General features: G+C 71.5%; 21 protein-coding genes. 13 read left to right on the forward strand and 8 right to left on the reverse strand.

What is annotated here, in order from left to right:
- Positions 1–260: 260 nt before the first annotated feature.
- The 3 genes from AB0947_RS31395 to moaA all read left to right on the forward strand — a co-directional run bounded on the left by AB0947_RS31395 (position 261) and on the right by moaA (position 3,444).
- Positions 261–617, forward strand: coding sequence for a DUF485 domain-containing protein (locus tag AB0947_RS31395; protein WP_366753746.1), 357 nt, complete (start codon positions 261–263; stop codon positions 615–617).
- Positions 614–2,269, forward strand: coding sequence for a cation acetate symporter (locus AB0947_RS31400; protein WP_366753747.1), 1,656 nt, complete (start codon positions 614–616; stop codon positions 2,267–2,269). Before AB0947_RS31395 ends, AB0947_RS31400 begins: the two co-directional genes overlap by 4 nt.
- A 185-nt stretch (positions 2,270–2,454) precedes the next feature.
- Positions 2,455–3,444, forward strand: coding sequence for a GTP 3',8-cyclase MoaA (moaA, locus tag AB0947_RS31405; RefSeq protein WP_366753748.1), 990 nt, complete (start codon positions 2,455–2,457; stop codon positions 3,442–3,444).
- On the opposite strand, the gene AB0947_RS31410 is transcribed toward moaA, so the two are convergent.
- On the reverse strand, positions 3,441–3,659 hold the full coding sequence (locus tag AB0947_RS31410; RefSeq protein WP_014671880.1) for a hypothetical protein: 219 nt from the start codon (positions 3,657–3,659) through the stop codon (positions 3,441–3,443). The two genes, moaA and AB0947_RS31410, sit on opposite strands and share 4 nt — an antisense overlap.
- A gap of 221 nt (positions 3,660–3,880) precedes the next feature.
- Positions 3,881–4,300, reverse strand: a complete 420-nt coding sequence (locus tag AB0947_RS31415; RefSeq protein WP_366753749.1) for a DUF3099 domain-containing protein — start codon at positions 4,298–4,300, stop codon at positions 3,881–3,883.
- 248 nt (positions 4,301–4,548) lie between these two features.
- Between AB0947_RS31415 and AB0947_RS31420 the strand changes: the two genes are divergently transcribed.
- The gene (locus tag AB0947_RS31420; protein WP_366753750.1) at positions 4,549–4,830 is read left to right on the forward strand and encodes a GlsB/YeaQ/YmgE family stress response membrane protein; all 282 of its coding nucleotides are present in this window, start codon (positions 4,549–4,551) and stop codon (positions 4,828–4,830) included.
- A gap of 82 nt (positions 4,831–4,912) precedes the next feature.
- Here AB0947_RS31420 and tyrS read toward each other — a convergent pair whose 3' ends face one another.
- From tyrS to AB0947_RS31435, 3 genes are all read right to left on the reverse strand, one after another.
- Positions 4,913–6,181, reverse strand: a complete 1,269-nt coding sequence (gene tyrS / locus AB0947_RS31425; RefSeq protein ID WP_366753751.1) for a tyrosine--tRNA ligase — start codon at positions 6,179–6,181, stop codon at positions 4,913–4,915.
- A 65-nt stretch (positions 6,182–6,246) separates the two neighbouring features.
- On the reverse strand, positions 6,247–7,641 hold the full coding sequence (locus AB0947_RS31430) for a metallopeptidase TldD-related protein (protein WP_366753752.1): 1,395 nt from the start codon (positions 7,639–7,641) through the stop codon (positions 6,247–6,249).
- Positions 7,638–9,161: a TldD/PmbA family protein gene (locus AB0947_RS31435; RefSeq protein ID WP_366753753.1), complete on the reverse strand. Its 1,524-nt coding sequence runs from the start codon at positions 9,159–9,161 to the stop codon at positions 7,638–7,640. The genes AB0947_RS31430 and AB0947_RS31435 overlap by 4 nt, the downstream gene beginning before the upstream one ends.
- 338 nt (positions 9,162–9,499) lie before the next feature.
- Between AB0947_RS31435 and AB0947_RS31440 the strand changes: the two genes are divergently transcribed.
- The 4 genes from AB0947_RS31440 (at position 9,500) to AB0947_RS31455 (ending at position 12,161) form a co-directional block, all read left to right on the forward strand.
- Positions 9,500–9,970, forward strand: a complete 471-nt coding sequence (locus AB0947_RS31440; RefSeq protein ID WP_366753754.1) for a hypothetical protein — start codon at positions 9,500–9,502, stop codon at positions 9,968–9,970.
- 167 nt (positions 9,971–10,137) lie between these two features.
- Positions 10,138–10,857 (forward strand): 3-oxoacyl-[acyl-carrier-protein] reductase, encoded by a 720-nt coding sequence (gene fabG / locus AB0947_RS31445; protein WP_366753755.1) that lies wholly within the window; start codon positions 10,138–10,140, stop codon positions 10,855–10,857.
- 5 nt (positions 10,858–10,862) lie between these two features.
- Positions 10,863–11,630 (forward strand): enoyl-ACP reductase FabI, encoded by a 768-nt coding sequence (gene fabI / locus AB0947_RS31450; protein ID WP_366753756.1) that lies wholly within the window; start codon positions 10,863–10,865, stop codon positions 11,628–11,630.
- Positions 11,631–11,810: 180 nt separating this feature from the next.
- A complete protein-coding gene (locus tag AB0947_RS31455; protein WP_366753757.1) occupies positions 11,811–12,161 on the forward strand; it encodes a hypothetical protein in 351 nt (116 codons plus the stop codon).
- On the opposite strand, the gene AB0947_RS31460 is transcribed toward AB0947_RS31455, so the two are convergent.
- The gene (locus tag AB0947_RS31460; RefSeq protein ID WP_366753758.1) at positions 12,139–12,831 is read right to left on the reverse strand and encodes a FadR/GntR family transcriptional regulator; all 693 of its coding nucleotides are present in this window, start codon (positions 12,829–12,831) and stop codon (positions 12,139–12,141) included. The genes AB0947_RS31455 and AB0947_RS31460 overlap by 23 nt on opposite strands.
- A 79-nt stretch (positions 12,832–12,910) precedes the next feature.
- On the opposite strand from AB0947_RS31460, the gene AB0947_RS31465 reads away from it, so the two are divergent.
- The 4 genes from AB0947_RS31465 (at position 12,911) to AB0947_RS31480 (ending at position 15,486) form a co-directional block, all read left to right on the forward strand.
- Positions 12,911–14,233, forward strand: coding sequence for a CynX/NimT family MFS transporter (locus tag AB0947_RS31465; protein ID WP_366753759.1), 1,323 nt, complete (start codon positions 12,911–12,913; stop codon positions 14,231–14,233).
- 54 nt (positions 14,234–14,287) lie between these two features.
- Positions 14,288–14,407, forward strand: coding sequence for an SGM_5486 family transporter-associated protein (locus tag AB0947_RS31470; protein WP_106971956.1), 120 nt, complete (start codon positions 14,288–14,290; stop codon positions 14,405–14,407).
- A gap of 275 nt (positions 14,408–14,682) precedes the next feature.
- A complete protein-coding gene (locus tag AB0947_RS31475; RefSeq protein WP_366753760.1) occupies positions 14,683–14,889 on the forward strand; it encodes a hypothetical protein in 207 nt (68 codons plus the stop codon).
- A 78-nt stretch (positions 14,890–14,967) separates the two neighbouring features.
- Positions 14,968–15,486: a histidine phosphatase family protein gene (locus tag AB0947_RS31480; protein ID WP_366753761.1), complete on the forward strand. Its 519-nt coding sequence runs from the start codon at positions 14,968–14,970 to the stop codon at positions 15,484–15,486.
- 147 nt (positions 15,487–15,633) lie between these two features.
- Here the strand turns inward: AB0947_RS31480 and serB are convergent, their stop codons facing one another.
- Entirely contained in the window at positions 15,634–16,860 is a 1,227-nt protein-coding gene (gene serB / locus AB0947_RS31485; protein WP_366753762.1) for a phosphoserine phosphatase SerB, read from the reverse strand.
- A 426-nt stretch (positions 16,861–17,286) separates the two neighbouring features.
- On the opposite strand from serB, the gene AB0947_RS31490 reads away from it, so the two are divergent.
- Entirely contained in the window at positions 17,287–19,845 is a 2,559-nt protein-coding gene (locus tag AB0947_RS31490; RefSeq protein WP_366753763.1) for an FHA domain-containing protein, read from the forward strand.
- A gap of 105 nt (positions 19,846–19,950) precedes the next feature.
- Here the strand turns inward: AB0947_RS31490 and AB0947_RS31495 are convergent, their stop codons facing one another.
- The gene (locus AB0947_RS31495; RefSeq protein ID WP_366753764.1) at positions 19,951–20,700 is read right to left on the reverse strand and encodes a transglycosylase SLT domain-containing protein; all 750 of its coding nucleotides are present in this window, start codon (positions 20,698–20,700) and stop codon (positions 19,951–19,953) included.
- Between the last annotated feature and the right edge of the window lie 79 nt (positions 20,701–20,779).

The following is a 20,779-nucleotide window of genomic DNA, read 5'->3' on the forward strand; positions in this document are numbered from 1 at the left end:
CGAAACCGCCCGGACACGGTCGTGTTCGGGCAGGTACATGACGAGTGGTGCAGGCCGAAGCTATCTTCCGTGCCCGGTCTCCGAAAGAGCGCGGCCGACTTGAACCGGCCCGGGCGGGGCGCCGTGACCGTGGACGGGGGCGCGTCGAAGCCGGCACCCCCGCGCCGGGTTCACGCACCGCAGTCGCACGGCGACTAGCGGTAACGTAATCCCGGTTCCGTGAAGCCCGACAGCGCACGTCCGTCACGCGAGGAGAGCCCGTGGCCACCGAGACACCGCCACCCGCGAAACACCCAGCGTCCCTTCCCTCCACCGAGGAGTTCACCGAGGTGCAGCAGAGCGCGGAGTTCGGTGAACTGCGCCGCGCCCACCGCTCCTTCGCCTTCCCGCTGACCATCGCCTTCATCGCCTGGTACCTGCTGTACGTCCTGCTGTCCAACTACGCGGGCGGCTTCATGGGCACCAAGGTCGCCGGCAACGTCAACGTGGCCCTCGTCCTGGGTCTCGCCCAGTTCCTCACCACGTTCCTCATCGCCTGGTGGTACGCGCGGCACGCCGCGGCCAGACTCGACCCGAAGGCCGAGGCCATCAAGTCCCGGATGGAGGGCGGCGCATGAGCCCCGCGCAGCACACCCTGACGGCCACCGGCCGGGCCTCGCACACCCTGCTCGCCGCGGGCGAGGCCGGCGAGCACCGGACGCTGATCATCACCCTGTTCGCGGTGTTCGTCGCCGCGACCCTCGTCATCACCGTCTGGGCCGGCCGGCAGACCAAGGACGCCGCCGACTTCTACGCCGGCGGACGGCAGTTCACCGGCTTCCAGAACGGCCTGGCCGTCTCCGGGGACTACATGTCCGCCGCGTCCTTCCTCGGCATCGCCGGCGCCATCGCCCTGTTCGGCTACGACGGCTTCCTGTACTCCATCGGCTTCCTCGTCGCCTGGCTCGTCGCCCTGCTCCTGGTCGCCGAGCCGCTGCGCAACTCCGGCCGCTACACCATGGGCGACGTGCTGGCCTACCGGATGCGCCAGCGCCCCGTGCGCACGGCCGCCGGCGCCTCCACGATCGTCGTGTCGATCTTCTACCTGCTCGCCCAGATGGCCGGCGCCGGCGTCCTCGTCTCGCTCCTGCTCGGCATCACCAGCGACGGCGGCAAGATCGGCATCGTCGCCCTGGTCGGCGTGCTGATGATCGTGTACGTGACCATCGGCGGCATGAAGGGCACCACCTGGGTGCAGATGGTCAAGGCGGTCCTGCTGATCATCGGCGCCCTGCTGCTGACCTTCCTGGTCCTGCTGAAGTTCCACTTCAACATCTCCGACCTGCTCGGCAAGGCCGCCGACAACAGCGGCAAGGGCAGCGCCTTCCTGGAGCCCGGCCTGAAGTACGGCGCCACCGGCACCACCAAGCTGGACTTCCTCTCGCTCGGCATCGCCCTGGTCCTGGGCACCGCCGGCCTCCCGCACATCCTGATCCGCTTCTACACCGTCCCCACCGCCAAGGCCGCCCGCAAGTCCGTCATCTGGGCGATCGGCCTGATCGGCGCCTTCTACCTGATGACCCTCGCCCTCGGCTTCGGCGCCGCCGCGCTGATCAAACCGGACGAGATCATCGCCTCCAACAAGGCGGGCAACACCGCGGCACCGCTCCTGGCCCTGCACCTGGGCGGCGTCGACTCCAACTGGGGAGCCGTCCTGCTCGCCACCATCTCCGCCGTCGCCTTCGCCACGATCCTCGCGGTCGTCGCCGGTCTGACCCTGGCCTCCTCGTCCTCGTTCGCGCACGACATCTACGCGAACGTCATCAAGAGGGGCCAGGCCACCGAGAAGCAGGAGATCGGCGCGGCCCGCTGGGCGACCGTCGGCATCGGCGCGGTGTCCATCGTGCTCGGCGCCCTGGCCCGCGACCTGAACGTGGCCGGCCTGGTCGCCCTCGCCTTCGCGGTCGCCGCCTCCGCCAACCTGCCGACCATCCTCTACAGCCTGTTCTGGAAGCGGTTCACCACCGCGGGCGCCCTGTGGTCCATCTACGGCGGCCTGGTCACCGCGGTCGGCCTGGTGCTGTTCTCCCCGGTGGTCTCCGGCAAGCCGACCTCGATGTTCCCCGACGTCGACTTCCACTGGTTCCCGCTGGAGAACCCCGGGATCATCTCCATCCCGGTCGGCTTCCTGCTCGGCGTCGTGGGCACCCTGCTGTCGAAGGAGACCCCGGACCAGGGCAAGTACGCCGAACTGGAGGTGCGGTCCCTGACCGGCACCGGAGCGCACTGACGCGGGCCACGGAGGGTACGCACCGGCGACCGCGTCGTCACGGACTGTACGGTCCTACGACGCGGTCGCGCCCTACCTCGTGGGATCGTGCCGCTGTCGATGTCAGCGGCGTCACGTAGGCTCGCAGGTGACGGACGACGCACGCGCGACCGAGAATGAGTGACCGGGAGAGGCAGGGGGCCCACGTGCTCATCGACACCTACGGCCGGGTGGCCACCGATCTGAGGGTCTCGCTGACCGACCGGTGCAACCTGCGCTGCACCTACTGCATGCCCGAGGAGGGCCTGCAGTGGCTGGCCAAGCCCGACCTGCTCACGGACGACGAGATCGTCCGCCTCATCGACATCGCGGTCCGCACGCTCGGCATCGAGGAAGTCCGCTTCACCGGCGGTGAACCGCTGCTGCGCCCAGGGCTGGTCGGCATCGTCGAGCGCGTCGCCGCGCTGGAGCCGCGTCCCCAGATGTCCCTCACCACCAACGGCATCGGCCTGCGGCGCACCGCGGCCGCGCTGAAGGCGGCGGGCCTGGACCGGGTCAACGTCTCCCTGGACACCCTGCGCCCGGACGTCTTCAAGACGCTCACCCGCCGCGACCGCCACAAGGACGTGCTGGAGGGCCTGGAGGCCGCCCGCGAAGCCGGGCTGAACCCCGTCAAGGTCAACTCGGTCCTGATGCCGGGGCTGAACGACGACGAGGCCCCGGACCTGCTCGCCTGGGCGGTGGCGCACGACTACGAACTGCGCTTCATCGAGCAGATGCCCCTGGACGCCCAGCACGGCTGGAAGCGCGAGGGCATGGTCACCGCCGGGGACATCCTGGCCTCCCTGCGCACCCGCTTCGACCTCAGCCCCGAGGGCGCCGACGAGCGCGGCTCGGCACCGGCCGAGCGCTGGCTGGTCGACGGCGGCCCGCACCGCGTCGGCGTGATCGCCTCCGTCACCCGGCCGTTCTGCGCGGCCTGCGACCGCACCCGCCTCACCGCCGACGGCCAGATACGCACCTGCCTGTTCGCCACCGAGGAGACCGACCTGCGCGCCGCCCTGCGCTCGGGCGCCCCGGACGAGGAGATCGCCCGCATCTGGAAGCTCGCCATGTGGGGCAAGAAGGCGGGAGCCGGCCTGGACGACCCGTCGTTCGTCCAGCCGGACCGCCCGATGTCCGCGATCGGCGGCTAGGCTCCCTCGGCCGCCCGCCACTCGTCGAACGCCACGACGTCCTTCAGGAAACCGCGCACCCCGAGGAACTGCGACAGATGCTCGCGGTGCTCCTCGCAGGCCAGCCATGTCTTGCGGCGTTCCGGCGTGTGCACCTTCGGGTTGTTCCACGCCAGCACCCACACGGCGGCGGCACGGCAGCCCTTGGCGGAGCAGATCGGGGTCTCGTCACTCACGGGTTCGTCTCGGGTTCGTCTTATCGGCACAGACAAGGCGACGCCGGGCAGCCACGGGGGGAGCTGCCCGGCGTCGGTCCATCGCTCCGACGGGGGATGCGGAGCGCGTACGCAGTATGTCACGGGTACCCCGCCGCCCGGCACCGGAACAACAGGATTGATCTGAGGTTTTCTTGAGCTTGGCGCACGGTCGCATTCCGCTTCCCGTGCGTCCGGCGTGCTCAGACGGGATCGGCGGGCTCACCGCGCGCTCCGGGCGCCGGGTGCGTCGACACGTCCTCCGTCGCGGCTTCCCGCACGGACTGCCACCCGGATTCCGCCCGCCCGTCCTCGGTCCCCGACGGCGCGATCATCGGACGCATCGGCGCGGTGACGAACGTGGACGGCAGGGACGGCGGCCTCTCCCGTCCCGCGTTGGCGATCACCACCGCGATGTAGGGCAGGACCGCGCCGAGCACGAGCGCGACGATCGCGACGTACCGCTCGACGTTCCACAGCGAGACCGCCAGAATCACCGACACGGTACGGATCGCCATCGAGATCACGTACCGCCGCTGCCGGCCCCGGACATCCTCGGCGAGTCCGGTCCGGGCGCCGGTGATCCGGAACACCTGGACGCTGCCGCCGTGCTGTTTCCGCATCACATTCCACCATCCGCCCGCATCGGACTCTCCCCGGCCCGCACCCTCGTCCACCTCCGGCGGGGAACCGGTCGGGACATCACACCCACGGTACGCCGCGCCCGCGCCGGCTTCGAGACCGGGTCACCCCCCGGCCTGCGACGACGCCCGGGAACCCCGCCGCGTACGGGGGAACCCGACATGCGCCGTACGGCGGACCGAACCACACTGGCCGTAATGCTCACGTCGAGCCGTACAAGGAGGCAGCCATGGGCTGGTTGTGGGCGATCATCGTGGGATTCGTCCTGGGTCTCATCGCCAAGGCGATCATCCCGGGAAAGCAGCACAGCCCCCTGTGGCTGACCACCATCTGCGGCATGCTCGGCGCCATCGTGGGCAACGCGGTCGCCCGCGCCGTCGGCGTGGCGGCGACCCGCGGCATCGACTGGACCCGCCACATCTTCCAGCTCGTGGCCGCGATCATCATCGTCGCCGCGGTGGACGCCCTCTACATGGCGACGCTGGGCAAGCGGAAACAGCAGCGGGCCTGACCCGAAAAGGGGCGCGGGGCCCCGCACGCCCCGGCCGTCACGTGGCCGCGGTCGTGCGGACTGCCCCGCGCCCCCCTGACGCTCAGGCGCCCGTGACCTCCACGGCCGCCAGATTCCTCTTCCCGCGCCGCAGCACCAGCCACCGCCCGTGGATCAGGTCCCCGGCGGACGGCACCGCGTCCTCGGCCGTGACCTTCACGTTGTTCACGTAGGCCCCGCCCTCCTTCACGGTCCGCCGCGCCGCGGACTTGCTGGCGACCAGCCCGACCTCGGCGAACAGATCGGTCACCGGGGCCAGCTCGCCGACCCGGATGTGCGGCAGCTCGGACAGCGCCGCCGCCAGCGTCCGCTCGTCCAGCTCCGCCAGCTCGCCCTGCCCGAACAGGGCGCGGGACGCGGCGATCACCGCCGCCGTCTGGTCGGCGCCGTGCACCAGCGTCGTCAGCTCCTCGGCGAGCGCCCGCTGCGCCGCCCGCGCCTGCGGCCGCTCCGCGGTCTGCCGCTCCAGCTCCTCGATCTCCTCACGCGACCGGAAACTGAAGATGCGCAGGAACTTGGAGACGTCCCGGTCGTCGGCGTTGACCCAGAACTGGTAGAACGCGTACGGCGTGGTCATCTCGGGGTCGAGCCACACCGTGCCGGACTCGGTCTTGCCGAACTTGGTGCCGTCCGCCTTGGTGATCAGCGGGGTGCCCAGCGCGTGCACCACGGCCTCCGGCTCGACCCGGTGGATCAGGTCGGTGCCCGAGGTGAGGTTGCCCCACTGGTCGCTGCCGCCGGTCTGGAGCGTGCAGCCGTGCCGCCGGTACAGCTCCAGGAAGTCCATGCCCTGGAGGATCTGGTAGCTGAACTCGGTGTAGCTGATGCCCGCGTCGGAGTTGAGCCGGCGGGAGACGGCCTCCTTGGCGATCATCTTGTTGACCCGGAAGTACTTGCCGATGTCGCGCAGGAACTCGATGGCCGACAGGCCCTGGGTCCAGTCCAGGTTGTTGACCATCACCGCGGCGTTCGGCCCGTCGAAGTGGAGCAGCGGCTCGATCTGCGCGCGCAGCCGCTCCACCCAGCCGGCCACGACCTCCGGCGCGTTCAGCGTGCGCTCGGCCGTGGGCTTCGGGTCGCCGATGAGCCCCGTGGCACCGCCGACCAGCGCCAGCGGACGGTTGCCCGCCTCCTGGATGCGGCGCATCGTCAGGATCTGCACCAGGTTGCCCAGGTGCAGACTGGGCGCGGTCGGGTCGAAGCCGCAATAGAACGTGACGGGGCCGTCCGCGAACGCCTTGCGCAATGCGTCCTCGTCCGTGGAGAGGGCGATCAGCCCCCGCCACTTCAGCTCGTCGACGATGTCCGTCACGGTTCTCGTGTCTCCTTGATGATCTTCTGGCAGCCGGGCGCACCCGACCACGAACGCCTACGAGGTTATACGCCCTGGCTGACAGAGCTCATGTTGAAATCGGGGATGCGCAGCGCGGGCATCGCGGCCCGGGTGAACCAGTCGCTCCACTCGCGCGGCAGCGTCTTCTCCGTCCGCCCCGCCTCCGTGGCCCGGCCCAGCAGGCTCACCGGGGACTCGTTGAACCGGAAGTTGTTCACCTGCCCGGTCACCTCGCCGTTCTCCACGAGGTAGACGCCGTCCCGGGTCAGGCCCGTCAGCAGCAGCGTCGCCGGGTCGACCTCGCGGATGTACCACAGGCAGGTCAGCAGCAGCCCGCGCTCGGTGTCCGCGACCATCTGGGCCAGGGAACGGTCGTCACCGCCGTCCAGGATCAGGTTGCCGAGCACCGGGGCGACCGGCAGCCCGGTCAGGCCCGCGCTGTGCCGGGTCGTGGTCAGGTGCTTCAGCACGCCCCCGGAGATCCAGTCGGTGGCACGGGCCGGCAGCCCGTTGTCGAACACCGACTGATCGCCGCCGGAGGAGTGCGCGACCACGAAGGGCGGGCACTGAAGGCCCGGCTCGTCCGGGTCGCTGCGCAGGGTCAGCGGCAGCCCGCTCAGCTTCTCACCGACCCGCGTGCCCCCACCGGGCCTGGAGAACACCGTCCGGCCCTCGGCCGCGTCCCGGCCCGATGCCGACCACAGCTGGTAGATCAGCAGGTCCGCCACGGCGGTCGGCGGCAGCAGCGTCTCGTAGCGGCCGGCGGGCAGCTCCACGCGCCGCTCCGCCCAGCCGAGCCGTACGGCCAGCTCGGCGTCCATGGCGCCGGGGTCGACGTCCGTGAAGTCCCGCGTGGACCGGCCGGCCCACGCCGAGCGCGCACGGTCCGGGGACTTGGCGTTCAGCTCCAGCGTGCCGGTGGGCTGGTCGTGCCTGAGGCGCAGCCCGGTGGACGTCCCCAGGTACGTCGAGACCAGCTCGTGGTTGGCGAAGCCGTACAGCTCCCGGCCGCCGGCACGCGCGCGTGCGAAGGCCTCGCCGAGCGCCGGGGCGAAGTCGGCGAACACGGCGGAGGAGGTCTCGGCGGGGGCGTCCGTGAAGTCCGGGGACTGCGGCACCCCGCCGACCAGCGGCTGCGCGTCCTCGGCGGGCCCGGCACCGCGCGCGGCGGCCTCCGCGGCCCGCACCAGCGGCTCCAGCTCCTCGGCGGTGACCGCGGACCGGGACACCACACCGGAGGCGGTGCCCTGCGCGCCGTCCACGGTCGCGATCACGGTGAGCGTACGGCCCCGGGTCACGCCGTTGGTGGTGAGCGCGTTGCCCGCCCAGCGCAGGTTGGCGGTGGAGTGCTCGTCGGCGATGACGACACAGCCGTCGGCCCGGGACAGCGCCAGCGCCTGCTCGACGACCTCGTGCGGCTTGTGGGTACGGGCGCTCATCGACCGGCCTCCTGCGTGGTGTTCAGAATGTTGACGCCCTTGAAGAGGGCGGACGGGCACCCGTGGGACACGGCCGCCACCTGGCCCGGCTGGGCCTTGCCGCAGTTGAAGGCACCACCGAGGACGTACGTCTGCGGCCCGCCCACGGCGGCCATCGAGCCCCAGAACTCCGTGGTCGTGGCCTGGTAGGCGACGTCCTTCAGCTGCCCGGTGATCCGCCCGTTCTCGATCTTGAAGAAGCGCTGGCCGGTGAACTGGAAGTTGTAGCGCTGCATGTCGATCGACCAGGACCGGTCGCCGACGACGTAGATGCCCCGGTCGACACCGCCGATCAGGTCCTCGGTGGACAGCCCGGCCGGGTCCGGCCGCAGGGACACGTTGGCCATGCGCTGCACCGGCACGTGCGCCGGCGAGTCGGCGAACGCGCACCCGTTGGACCGCTCGGACCCGGTCAGCCGCGCGATCCGCCGGTCCAGCTGGTAGCCGACCAGCGTGCCGTCCTTCACCAGGTCCCAGGACTGCGCCGCCACGCCCTCGTCGTCGTAGCCGATGGTCGCGAGGCCGTGCTCGGCGGTGCGGTCGCCGGTGACGTTCATCAGCTCGGAGCCGTACTTCAGCTTGCCCAGCTGGTCGAAGGTGGCGAAGGAGGTGCCGGCGTAGGCGGCCTCGTAGCCGAGGGCGCGGTCCAGCTCGGTGGCGTGGCCGATGGACTCGTGGATGGTCAGCCACAGGTTGGACGGGTCGACCACCAGGTCGTACGGGCCCGGTTCCACGCTCGGCGCCCGCATCTTCTCGGCGAGCAGCTCCGGGATCCGCTCCAGCTCGCCGTCCCAGTCCCAGCCGGTGCCGGTCAGGTACTCCCAGCCGCGCCCCGCCGGCGGCGCGAGGGTGCGCATGGAGTCGAACTCCCCGCTCGACTCGTCCACCGACACGGCCGTCAGCTGCGGGTTCAGCCGCACCCGCTGCTGGGTGGTCACGGTCCCGGCGGTGTCGGCGTAGAACTTGTTCTCGTGCACGGTGAGCAGCGAGGCGTCCACGTGGTCGACGCCCGGCGCGGCCAGCAGCCGGTTGCTCCACTCCGCGAGCAGCGCCGCCTTCTCCCCGTCCGGCACCGAGAAGGGGTCGATCTCGTACGCCGAGACCCACGTCCTGTCGGCGTGCACCGGTTCGTCGGCCAGCTCGACCTTCTCCTCGGAACCGGCGGCCCTGAGCACCTGCGCGGACAGCTTGGCCATGGCGACCGCCTGCGAGGCGACCCGGGCGGCGGCGTCCATGGTCAGGTCCACCCCGGAGGCGAAGCCCCACGTACCGCCGTGCACCACCCGGACCGCGTACCCGAGGTCGGTGGTGTCCGACGATCCGGCGGGCCTGGCGTCCCGCAGCCGCCAGGACGCGCTGCGCACCCGCTCGAACCGGAAGTCCGCGTGCTCGGCCCCCAGCGCACGCGCGCGCGCGAGCGCGGCGTCGGCGAGGGCCCTCAGGGGCAGCGCCAGGAATGACTGATCGATGTCATGGGGCACGGGTGGGCATCCCTTCGGGCTGTCGCCTGTGAAGACCTTTCCAGGCAGTGAATCATGCCCCCGCCGCGGTGAAACCGAGGTGAATACCGCATGGTCCGGTCGTTGTCCGCGGAGTGTTCCGGTATCTGTCCGCGCCGTAAGCACCGGGAGCGGACCTCGCCCTCGCGGTGGGCCTGTTCGACCGGGGGACGGCAGCGACCGGTCCCTCGACGAGTGCCCGCGCGCGTGCCTGGCGGCCCGGCCCGTCGGGCGGCGCCGGCTGCCCGCGGGTGAGCGGCGGGCCGGCCCGGCTCCACAAGCCGCCTTCGGCGCTGCGCGAGGCACGGGCGCGAGGCGTCGTGCAGGCCTGGGAGGGCAGACCCCGGCTGCACCCCGCCGTGGGGCACGCCGACGGCGTGGAGAGGCGCCCGGACCAGCTCGGTGTCCTGGTCGGCCAGGCACGGGCCCGTGTCCTCGTGCCCTGGATCGAGGAGGCGCGCCGACGGCTCGCGGGGCTGGCGCCGGCGTACGCGAACCGGCCGGTCCGTGAACCGGTGGAACTCCACGTGCGCAACCGCCTCAAGGACCACGCCACCCGCCCGGAGCGGACCTCCCTGTGCGCGGAGGCGTCCGAACGGGAGCGGGCCTGTCTCAGCGGCCACATCTCGCTCCCGGCGGACGAGCGGCCGCTGTTGGCGACTGTGGTCAGGGCACGCAACACGCCGGCCCACCGCAAGGTGCTGCCGGACGGCCCTCCCGACGACCTCTGTGAGAAGCTGACCTCCGCCGATCCGCGAGGGGGACGCGACACCCGGTCCGCGGGCCGGTGAGGCACCGGCGGGGCGGCGGACTGTAGGAACCCCACAGGGTCTCCCTTGAGCCACTGTCGGTGCCCGCTTGCCCGTGCGCGTTCCGGTACCGATAGGTTTTCGATGAAGCCGCCTGTCATCCAGGTGTCCGGGCGGATGTGTGCAACCGCTATCGAAAGGGTGATCCGTTGAGCCGCTCGGTTCTCGTCACCGGAGGCAACCGGGGCATCGGCCTCGCCATCGCCCGCGCGTTCGCCGACGCCGGCGACAAGGTCGCGATCACGTACCGCTCGGGTGAGCCGCCGGCCGCCCTGACGGAATTGGGCTGCCTGGCCGTCAAGTGCGACATCACCGACCCCGAGCAGGTGGAGCAGGCCTACAAGGAGATCGAGGACCAGCACGGTCCGGTCGAGGTGCTGATCGCCAACGCCGGCATCACCAAGGACCAGCTCCTGATGCGCATGTCCGAGGAGGACTTCACCTCGGTCATCGACACCAACCTCACCGGCACCTTCCGTGTCGTCAAGCGCGCCAACCGCGCCATGCTGCGCGCCAAGAAGGGCCGCGTCGTCCTGATCTCGTCCGTGGTCGGCCTGCTCGGCTCGGCGGGCCAGGCGAACTACGCCGCGTCCAAGGCGGCCCTGGTCGGCTTCGCGCGTTCCCTCGCCCGGGAGCTGGGCTCGCGCAACATCACCTTCAACGTCGTCGCGCCCGGCTTCGTCGACACCGACATGACCAAGGTGCTCACCGACGAGCAGCGCCAGAGCATCGTCTCGCAGGTGCCGCTCGGCCGTTACGCGCAGCCCGAGGAGATCGCCGCGGCCGTGCGGTTCCTCGCCTCGGACGACGCCTCGTACATCACTGGAGCCGTCATCCCGGTTGACGGCGGACTGGGAATGGGTCACTGATCACCATGAGCGGAATCCTCGAAGGCAAGCGCATCCTGATCACGGGTGTGCTGACGGAGGCCTCCATCGCCTTCCACGCTGCCAAGCTGGCCCAGGAGCAGGGCGCCGAGATCATCCTGACCGCGTTCCCGCGGCCCACCCTGACCGAGCGCATCGCCAGGAAGCTGCCGAAGCCCACCAAGGTCATCGAGCTGGACGTCACCAACGACGAGCACCTCGCCCGTCTGGCCGACGTGGTCGGCGAGGAGCTGGGCGGCCTCGACGGCGTCGTCCACTCCATCGGTTTCGCCCCGCAGGACGCGCTCGGCGGCAACTTCCTGAACACGCCGTTCGAGTCGGTCGCCACCGCCATGCACGTCTCGGCGTACTCCCTGAAGGCGCTCACGATGGCCTGCCTGCCGCTGATGCAGAACGGCGGCTCGGTCGTCGGCCTCACCTTCGACGCGCAGTTCGCCTGGCCGCAGTACGACTGGATGGGCCCGGCCAAGGCCGCCCTGGAGGCGACCAGCCGCTACATCGCCCGCGACCTGGGCAAGCAGAACATCCGCTGCAACCTCATCTCGGCGGGCCCGCTCGGCTCCATGGCCGCCAAGTCCATCCCGGGCTTCGGCGAGCTGGCCTCCGTGTGGGACAGCCGCTCCCCGCTGGAGTGGGACCTGAAGGACCCGGAGCCGGCCGGCCGCGGCGTCGTCGCCCTGCTGAGCGACTGGTTCCCGAAGACCACCGGCGAGATCGTCCACGTGGACGGCGGTCTGCACGCCATCGGCGCCTGATCGCCGCGGGACCGCACCGACGCCCCGTTCTCCGCCGCCCGCGGGTAACGGGGCGTCGCCCGTTCGGCGGGGCCGTCGCCCGTTCGGCTCTCCGGCCGGGCCGCCGCCGCGCGGACGGCGCACCCTGGATTACGCCTTCCCTCGCTCGTCCCCGCGCCGCCCGGCCGAGGAGGTTCCCTTGTGCGCCTGTCCCGCAGCCTGGCCCCGGTGACCGTGGCCCTCGCCCTCGTCCTGTCCCTGCCGTACGACGCGCTGCCGCACGCGCGCGTGAGCGACGGCAAGCCACCCGCACCGAACCGGTTCGGCGCCTCGTGCCGCACGTCCGTCCGGGGCTCGCACGTGGTGACGTACTGCCACAACCCCTACGTCGACACCGACCGTGTGCGGCTGCACATCGAGTGCGACCGCTGGTGGGACATCGACACCGACAGTGCCCCGGTGGACGCGGGGGCCGCGATGACCGTACGGCTGACCGGCCGGTGCTGGAAGGAAGTGCGCTCGGTGTGGATCAGTCACCAGAAGGTGCGGTGAACCGCCCCGGGTTGCACAGGAACGGATAGCTCGCGGCCTCCTTCGCCGCCGCCTCCGTGTCCCCGGCGCGGATCGCGTCCACCAGGCGCGTGTGGTCCATGTACGTCTCCGGTGTCAGCCCCGCCCCGACGTCCGCGCGCAGCCAGTCCCGCATCACCTCGCCCAGGTCGGCGTACATCGCGGTCATCACGTCGTTGTGGGATGCGGCCACCACGGCCAGGTGGAAGGTGGCGTCGGCGGTCACGAAGGCCTCCGTGTCACCGGCCTCCCAGATCTCCTCGCGCCGGGCCAGCAGCGTCTCCAGTTGCCGCAGGTCCTTCTCGGTGCGCCGCTCGGCGGCCAGTTTCGCCGCCGCCGACTCCAGCGTGGACCGCAGCTCGGCGATGTGCCGCGGGTCGGCGCCGGCGAACCGGCGGTGCATCACGCCTGCCAGCTCGCTCGTGGCCACGACATACGTGCCCGAGCCCTGGCGGATGTCCAGCAGGCCGTTGTGGGCGAGCGCGCGGACGGCCTCGCGGACCGTGTTGCGGGCGACACCGAGCTGCTCGACCAGTTCCGGCTCCGTCGGGATGCGCGACCCCACCGGCCACTCACCGGACGTGATCTGGTTGCGCAGTGCGGCGATCACCTGTTCGGACAGCGCCGAACGGCGCGGGTGGCTCAAAGGCATGGCACACCTTCGCACGACGGGCCGGGGCGCACGGCCCACGGGTACCGCGGGGTTGGACAACCAATCATCCCATCATTCTATGATGAGCCTTATGGCGAGTGAGGAAACCCGGACAGTGGAGACCCGTACGGCGATGTCATCGACCGAACGCGGTACGGCCGCGACGCGCACCCAGGAGACGACGCCCGGCGCGGGCGGCCAGCGCGCGTGGGCGGTCCGGCTCGTCGTCCTCGGGATCGTGCTCTCCGCACTGAACCTGCGCCCGGCCATCACCAGCCTCGGCGCCCTCCTGGAGGAGGTCCGCGACGGGCTCGGCATGAGCGGCGGCGTGGCCGGGCTGCTCACCTCCGTGCCCCCGCTGTGCTTCGCCGTGTTCGGCGTCGCCGCGCCCCGCCTGGCCCGCCGCTTCGGACCGGCCGCCGTGGTGTGCGCCGGCATGGCCGCCATCACCGCCGGCCTGCTCATACGGCCGTACGTGGGCAACACCGCGGGATTCCTGGCCGCCAGCGCGCTCGCCCTCATGGGCATCGCCGTCAGCAACGTCCTGATGCCCGTCATCGTCAAGCGCTGGTTCCCCGACCGGGTCGGCTCCATGACCGGCCTGTACTCGATGGCCCTCGCGCTCGGCACCTCCGCCGCCGCCGCGGTGACCGTCCCGCTGACCGACGCCCTGGGCGGCGGCTGGCAGTCCGGCCTCGTCGTGTGGGCGGCCCTCGCCGCCGCCGCCGTCCTGCCCTGGCTGCCGCTCGTGCGCGACCGGGGCACCGCCGCAGCCCAGCGGGAGCCCGCGCGCGGGGCGGAACGGCAGCAGGCGCCGCTGCGCATCACTCGCAGCCGCACCGCCTGGGCGCTCGCCGTCTTCTTCGGCCTCCAGGCCACCGCCGCCTACATCACCATGGGCTGGATGCCGCAGATCTTCCGGGACGCCGGGGTGCCCGCCGGCACCGCGGGCGTGCTGCTCGCCGTCACCATGGTGATGGGCGTGCCGCTGGCCTTCGTCATCCCGAGGGTCGCCACCCGGCTGCCCCACCAGGGCCCGATCGTGCTGGTCCTGGGCGTCTGCGGCCTCGCCGGATACGCCGGGCTGTACCTCGCCCCGGCCGCCGGCGCCTGGGCCTGGGCCCTGCTGCTCGGCGTCTCCAACTGCGCCTTCCCGCTCGCGCTGACCATGGTCGGCATGCGGGCCCACAGCGGTCCGGGCGTGGCCCAGCTGTCCGCGTTCGCCCAGAGCACCGGCTACCTGATCTCCATCCCCGGCCCGCTGCTGGTCGGCGTGCTCTACCAGCAGAGCGGCGGCTGGGGGCTGCCGCTCGCCCTCATGGCGGCCCTCATGGTGCCGCAGATGGTGGTGGGCTTCCTGGCGGGCCGCGACCGGACGGTGGAGGACGAGGCGGCGCGCTGACCCGCGGGGTGCCCCGGCGCCGTGCCGCGGCGGGCGAGGTGCGAGACTGGGCCCATGCAGCCTGTGCTCGACCCGAACCCGCAGAACGGCCAGAAGAAGATGCTGCTCGTCTTCGGCTCGTTCCTCGCCATCTTCGTGATCATCGCCATCGTGGCGACCCTCGCGTCCCCGTGACGGCGGCCGAGGGGCTGCCGGCCTCGCCTGGGCCGCGGCCGGTCTCACCGGTCCGCCCGACCCGTTTGATACGCCCGGTCTTCCCCGTTCTCAAGGCCCTCGCGGTGCTGGACCGCCGGGCGGACGGTGGGGCTGGCCCCACCATCCCCTAGGGGGCAAGGGTCAGGGTCAACTGGGTGGAACTCCGGATGGGTTGGCCGCCCCCACTTCCGTACCTTCGAGGAGTGACCGCACGCGGCGGTCACGGACCAGTTCGAGGACTCACGGAGGCGACCATGGCGGCCCGCACCCCCTCCCGGCCCCACCCGGCGACCACGGGCGGCGTCGACATCAGGCTGCCCTGGTGGGCGCTCGCCCTGCCCGCCCTCGCGTTCCTCGTGCTGCTCGCGCTGATACTGAACCCGTCGGACGCCCAGGCGGCGACCGGCGACCCGGCGGTCACGCGGCTCCTGGAGCACGCCCAGCAGCTCCTCGCGCGCTGACGGCACGCCTTCCCGCGCGGTGAATCCGCATGTCAACTCCCTGAGCCGGGTGCCCTGTTTCATGCGAAGCTGGGACCCATGAGCGTCGCAGAACCCCGCAGGATCGTCCTCTTCCGGCACGCGAAGGCCGACTGGCCCCAGGTCCCCGACCACGAGCGCCCGCTCGCCGAGCGCGGCCGCACGGACGCCGCCGTCGCCGGACGCAAGCTGGCCGACACCGGCATCACCTTCGACCTGGCCCTGTGCTCCACGGCGATCCGCACCCGCGAGACCTGGAAGCTCGCCGTGCACGAGCTGTCGCACCGGCCGAAGACCGTCTACGAGGAGCGGGTCTACGAGGCCTCGCCCGGCGAGCTGATCGCCGTGCTCAACGAGGTCCCGGACGAGGTGCGGAACGTGATCCTGATCGGCCACAACCCCGGCGTGCACGGTCTGGCCGACATCCTGGCCGGCACGGCCGGCGACGACGCCCGGGCGCGGATGGACCGGCGGGGCTTCCCCGCCGCCGCCTTCGCCCTGCTGTCCTTCGAAGGCCCCTGGAAGGGCGTCGAACCCGGCGTGGCCACACTCGTGGACTACTGGGCTCCCTCCGAGTGACCCGGCGCCGGCGCGGCGCACCGGACGGCGAAGGGCCCGGCACTCCCAGGGTGCCGCGGCCCCGGCCGCAGCCGGGCGCCGGCCCGGTCCACGGCGAGCCGATACGGGGTGCGACCGCTCGGCGAGCCGGTGCGGACGGGGCCTCGCTCAGCCCTCGTCGTCGTTCATGTCGGCGGCCTCGACCTCTTCCCGGGTGATCCCGAGGAGGTAGAGGACCGTGTCGAGGAAGGGGAAGTTCACCGCCGTGTGCGCCGCCTCCCGGACCACCGGCTTGGCGTTGAAGGCGACGCCCAGGCCCGCCGCGTTCAGCATGTCCAGGTCGTTCGCGCCGTCACCGATCGCCACGGTCTGTGACAGGGGCACCCCGGCCTCGGCCGCGAAGCGGCGCAGCAGCCGCGCCTTGCCCGCCCGGTCCACGATCTCGCCGGTGACCCGGCCGGTCAGCTTCCCGTCGACGATCTCCAGCGTGTTGGCCTGCGCGAAGTCCAGCCCCAGCCGCTCCTTGAGGTCATCGGTCACCTGGGTGAAGCCGCCGGAGACGACCCCCACCTGGTAACCGAGCCGCTTCAGGGTGCGGATCAGCGTGCGGGCGCCCGGCGTCAGCCGGACCTCCTCGCGCACCTTCTCCACCACCGAGGCGTCAAGCCCCTTCAGCAGGGCCACGCGCGCGTGCAGCGACTGCTCGAAGTCCAGCTCCCCGCGCATCGCCGCCGCCGTCACCTCGGCGACCTCGTCCTCACAGCCGGCGTGCGCCGCGAACAGCTCGATGACCTCGTCCTGGATCAGGGTCGAGTCCACATCCATGACCACGAGCCGCTGGGCGCGCCGGTGCAGGCCCGCCGAGACCACCGCGATGTCGACACCCAGTGCCGCCGCGTCGGAGGCAAGGGCCGTGCGCAGCGGCTCGGTCTCCACGCCGGACACCGCGAACTCGACCGCCGTCACCGGGTACTTGGCGAGGCGGAAGATACGGTCGATGTTGCCGCCGGCCTTCGCGATCCGGGCGGCGATCGCGGCGGTCGACTCGGCGGTGAGCGGGTGGCCGAGGACCGTCACCAGGGAGCGGCCGAGGCCGCGCGGACGGTTGTCGCCGTGCCCCGAGATGATCTCCGCCTGCATCTTCATCGACTCGGCCCAGCTGTGCACGGTGGCCCGCAGGTCGCCCTCCAGGCCGGCCGGCGGCTGGGTCACCAGCACGCACAGCACCAGGCGGCCCCGGGTCACGACCTGCTCGATGTCGACCACGTCGACGAGGTAGGCGCCGAGGGTGTCGAAGAGGCCGGCCGTGATGCCCGGCCGGTCCTTGCCGAAGATCTTGACGAGGAGGGTGGGGACCTCGGGGGTCTGCGAAGCGGAGGTCTGCGAAGCGCTCATGGTGTCACCACCGTATCCGGCACCGAGTGCCTCCCGCCGTCGAGGTCCGCCTGACGGACACGGAACAATGGGTGTCGACCCGGTGTCGAGGATCTTGCCACCGGGAAACGGCGCCGCTGCCGCGCGAGCGGTACGGCCCGGCCCCACCACGAGGGTCCCACGACCGGGGCCGGACGGCAGGGGGAGACGACGGCCGCCGCGGCCACCCGGGCGGCGTCCGGCCGCTGCGCGCCGATCGCCGCGAGTCGGGGCGTCCGCCCCCAGCCCCCTTGCGAAGGCCCGGGTTTCGGTCAAGGGACCGGGCCTGGAATAGTTCCCCACGATGTTCGACATCCCTAGACTCCCCGCGACGGGGGTAACTCGGGGGACAACTCAGTGGGGCATGGAGTGCCGGAACTCGTACTCGAAACACATGGACAGACCTGGATGCTCGATCCATCCAGGGCATACATCCTCGGACGTGATCCGCAGGGGGACATCGTCTTCGACGACGCCAGGGTCTCCTGGCGGCACGCCACGGTCAGCTTCAACGGCCGCAGCTGGGTCATCGAGGACCACGGCAGCACCAACGGCACGTATGCGCAGGGCCGGCGGATCCAGCACATGGAGATCGGCCCCGGCTCGTCGCTGCACCTCGGCAACGCGACCGACGGACCGCGGCTGAACCTGTCGGCGACCACGGCACCGGTCGGCGGCCCGGCCCAGCAGCCGCAGGCAGCGGCGCCGTACCCGGCCCAGGGCGCCGGCGCGCCCGGCTGGCAGCAGGCGCCCGCGCACCAGCAGCCCGCCCCGCAGCACGCCGTACCCCACCAGGCACCCTCGCACCAGGTGCCCGAGCAGCACCAGGCCCCCCAGGCGGGCTGGCAGCAGCCGCCCGCGTTCCCGCAGCAGCAGGCCGGCCCCGCCGAGCAGTACGCACAGAAGACGCCCGGCGGTGGCGCGGGGGCGCCGCCGGTCTACGGCGACCGCAGCCCGACCACGTTCCACCAGTTCGCACTCGACCGCGTGATGCGCATCGGCCGTGCCCTGGAGAACGACCTGGTCGTCTCCGACCTCCAGGTCTCCCGCAACCACGCCGAGTTCCACGCCACGCCCGACGGCCGCTTCGAGATCCGCGACCTCGGCTCGCACAACGGCACGTACGTCAACGGCCAGCCGATCGCCAAGGGCGGCTCGGCGCTGCTCGGCCCGACCGACATCGTCGGCGTCGGCCACTCCACGTTCCGGATCGTCGGCGACCGCCTCGAGGAGTTCGTCGACACCGGTGAGGTCTCCTTCTCGGCCCGTCACCTGACCGTCACGGTCGACGGCGGCAAGCAGATCCTCAAGGACGTCTCGTTCGGCGTCCCCGAGAAGTCGCTGATCGCGGTGATCGGCCCGTCCGGTTCCGGCAAGTCGACCCTGCTCAAGGCGCTCACCGGCTACCGGCCCGCCAACCAGGGCGAGGTGCTGTACGACAACCGGAACCTGTACAAGCAGTTCGCCGAGCTGCGCCAGCGCATCGGTCTGGTCCCGCAGGACGACATCCTGCACAAGGAGCTGACCGTCAAGAAGGCCCTGAAGTACGCGGCCAAGCTGCGCTTCCCCGCCGACACCACGGCGCAGGAGCGCGACGCGCGCATCGACGAGGTGCTGCGCGAGCTGAAGCTCGACATCCACAAGGACAAGAAGGTCACCTCGCTCTCCGGCGGCCAGCGCAAGCGCGTGTCGGTGGCCCTGGAGCTGCTGACCAAGCCGTCGCTGATCTTCCTGGACGAGCCGACCTCCGGCCTCGACCCGGGCATGGACCGCGACGTCATGCAGCTGCTGCGCGGCCTCGCCGACGACGGCCGTACCGTGCTCGTCGTCACCCACTCGGTGGCCGAGCTGGCGCTGTGCGACAAGCTGCTGGTGATGGCGCCGGGCGGCGCGGTCGCCTACTTCGGCCCGCCGGGGGAGGCGCTGAACTTCTTCGGCTACGACAGCTGGGCCGACGTCTTCTCCGCTTTCGAGAACTACCGCGACTACGACTGGGCGGGCCGCTGGAAGGGCTCGCAGCACTACCAGATGTACGCGGCGGACGTCGACTCGGTCGCCCCGCAGGCGGTCCAGATGCCGCCGATGCAGGCGATCAGGCCGCCCAAGCCGCAGAGCTGGCTGTCCCAGTTCGTCACCCTGGTGCGGCGCTACGTGTCGGTGATCGCCTCCGACCGCGGCTTCCTGGCACTGATGGTGCTCCTGCCGGCCGTCATCGGCTCGGTCAGCCTGCTGATCCACCCGGACCACGGTCTGCTGCCCAACCACCCCCACCCGCAGACCGGCCAGATCGCGCCCAACGGCACCGCCACCACGGTGCTGCTGATCCTGGCCGTGGGCGCCTGCTTCGCCGGAGCCGCCAACTCCGTCCGCGAGCTGATCAAGGAACGGGTGATCTACGAGCGGGAGCGCGCCACTGGCCTGTCCCGGTCGGCGTACCTGATGTCGAAGGTGTTCGTGCTCGGCGTGATCACCGGGTTCCAGGGGCTGCTGGTCGGTGTCATCGGCTTCGGCCGGCGCGAGGTCCCGGACCGGGGCCTGATCCTCGGGCACGCCACGCTGCTGGAGCTGTCCCTGCCGATCATGGGGCTCGGCTTCGCCGCGATGATGTTCGGCCTGATCATCTCCTCGCTGGTGAAGACGGCCGAGAAGACCATGCCGCTGCTGGTCATGTTCGCGATCATCCAGGTCGTCTTCACCGGCTGCCTGTTCGCCCTGCACGGCACGGTCGGTGTGAACGAGTTCTCGTACCTGATGCCGTCCCGCTGGGCGGTCGCCGCGGCCGGCGCCACGCTGGACTTCAACCGGATCAGCCCGCCGGAGACCGCAGGCGACAACGACCCCCTGTGGAACCACACGGTCGGCGCGTGGAGCATGGACATGATCGCGCTGATCGCGCTCGGCGCGCTCTGCGGCTTCTTCGTGGCCCGCTTCCTGCGCCGCCACGAGCCGGAGGTCATGCGCAAGTAACCGCCCGCCTCCGCGGTACCCGCTCCTGCGACGCCGAAGGGCGGCACCCCCGTGCTGGGGGTGCCGCCCTTCGGCCGTACGTCGCTGAGGTCCCGCGCCAGGGCCTCAGTACGCGCTGTTGACGTTGTCGATCGAGCCGTACCGGTGGGCCGCGTAGTTGGCGGCGGCGGTGATGTTGGCGACCGGGTCGTAGATGTTCCAGGAGGTGCCCGCGACGTGGTACGCCTGGAAGGTGGGCGGGATCACCTGGAGCAGACCCTTGGACGGGATGCCGTTGACGGCGTTGATGTCCCAGTTGTTGATGGCGTAGGGGTTGCCGGAGGACTCCCGCATGATGTTGCGGTGCAGGCCGTTGTAGCTGCCCGGGATGCGCTTGGACTTCATGATGTCCAGGGACTGGCGGATCCAGCCGTCCAGGTTGTTGGTGTACGTCTTCGCGGCGACCGGCTGCATCTGCAGGCGCTGGGTGGAGCGACCGGCGGCGGCCGTGACGACGTGCTGCTGCGCGGCCTTGTCGGCGACGGCGGCGACGGCGGCCTTCTTCGCGGCGGCGTCGGCGGCCTGCTTGGCGGTGGCGGCGTCGGCGGCCTTCTTCTGCGCCGCGAGGGTGTCGAGCTTGATGTTCCTGGCGGCGAGCTGGTCCGTGACCGTGCCCTTGACGTTCTGCAGGACGGTGCCGGTGGCGGCGACCTGCGCGGTCGTGGCGGGGGCGCCGGTGGTGACCGTGCCGGTGTTGCCGGGAGCGGCCGAGAAGGCGAGGGCGGCGGTGCCGAGTGCGGCGACGCCGGCGACGGCGATCTTGCGGTGCTTGGTCAGCTGACGACTGTAGGCACGGTTGAGGATGTTCTTGGGCATGGCTGATGGACCTCTTCGATAGCGCGGAGGTCGCTCCTGCGTCCGCCGGGGGAATCGGCTCCTCCCACACGAACGCCGC

Origin of the sequence: Streptomyces sp. NPDC047841 (genome assembly GCF_040704085.1) — a bacterium.
Taxonomy (GTDB): domain Bacteria; phylum Actinomycetota; class Actinomycetes; order Streptomycetales; family Streptomycetaceae; genus Streptomyces; species Streptomyces argyrophylli.

Excerpts from the sequence above, each read along its gene's own strand:
- AB0947_RS31415 (WP_366753749.1), bottom strand. The coding sequence starts at position 4,300 with ATGCGGAAACAGCACGGCGGCAGCGTCCAGGTGTTCCGGATCACCGGC.
- AB0947_RS31400 (WP_366753747.1), top strand. The coding sequence starts at position 614 with ATGAGCCCCGCGCAGCACACCCTGACGGCCACCGGCCGGGCCTCGCAC.
- AB0947_RS31490 (WP_366753763.1), top strand. The coding sequence starts at position 17,287 with ATGCTCGATCCATCCAGGGCATACATCCTCGGACGTGATCCGCAGGGG.
- AB0947_RS31470 (WP_106971956.1), top strand. The coding sequence starts at position 14,288 with ATGCAGCCTGTGCTCGACCCGAACCCGCAGAACGGCCAGAAGAAGATG.
- AB0947_RS31420 (WP_366753750.1), top strand. The coding sequence starts at position 4,549 with ATGGGCTGGTTGTGGGCGATCATCGTGGGATTCGTCCTGGGTCTCATC.
- AB0947_RS31495 (WP_366753764.1), bottom strand. The coding sequence starts at position 20,700 with ATGCCCAAGAACATCCTCAACCGTGCCTACAGTCGTCAGCTGACCAAG.
- fabI (WP_366753756.1), top strand. The coding sequence starts at position 10,863 with ATGAGCGGAATCCTCGAAGGCAAGCGCATCCTGATCACGGGTGTGCTG.
- AB0947_RS31480 (WP_366753761.1), top strand. The coding sequence starts at position 14,968 with ATGAGCGTCGCAGAACCCCGCAGGATCGTCCTCTTCCGGCACGCGAAG.
- AB0947_RS31465 (WP_366753759.1), top strand. The coding sequence starts at position 12,911 with ATGATGAGCCTTATGGCGAGTGAGGAAACCCGGACAGTGGAGACCCGT.
- AB0947_RS31430 (WP_366753752.1), bottom strand. The coding sequence starts at position 7,641 with ATGAGCGCCCGTACCCACAAGCCGCACGAGGTCGTCGAGCAGGCGCTG.
- serB (WP_366753762.1), bottom strand. The coding sequence starts at position 16,860 with ATGAGCGCTTCGCAGACCTCCGCTTCGCAGACCCCCGAGGTCCCCACC.
- AB0947_RS31460 (WP_366753758.1), bottom strand. The coding sequence starts at position 12,831 with ATGCCTTTGAGCCACCCGCGCCGTTCGGCGCTGTCCGAACAGGTGATC.
- AB0947_RS31475 (WP_366753760.1), top strand. The coding sequence starts at position 14,683 with ATGGCGGCCCGCACCCCCTCCCGGCCCCACCCGGCGACCACGGGCGGC.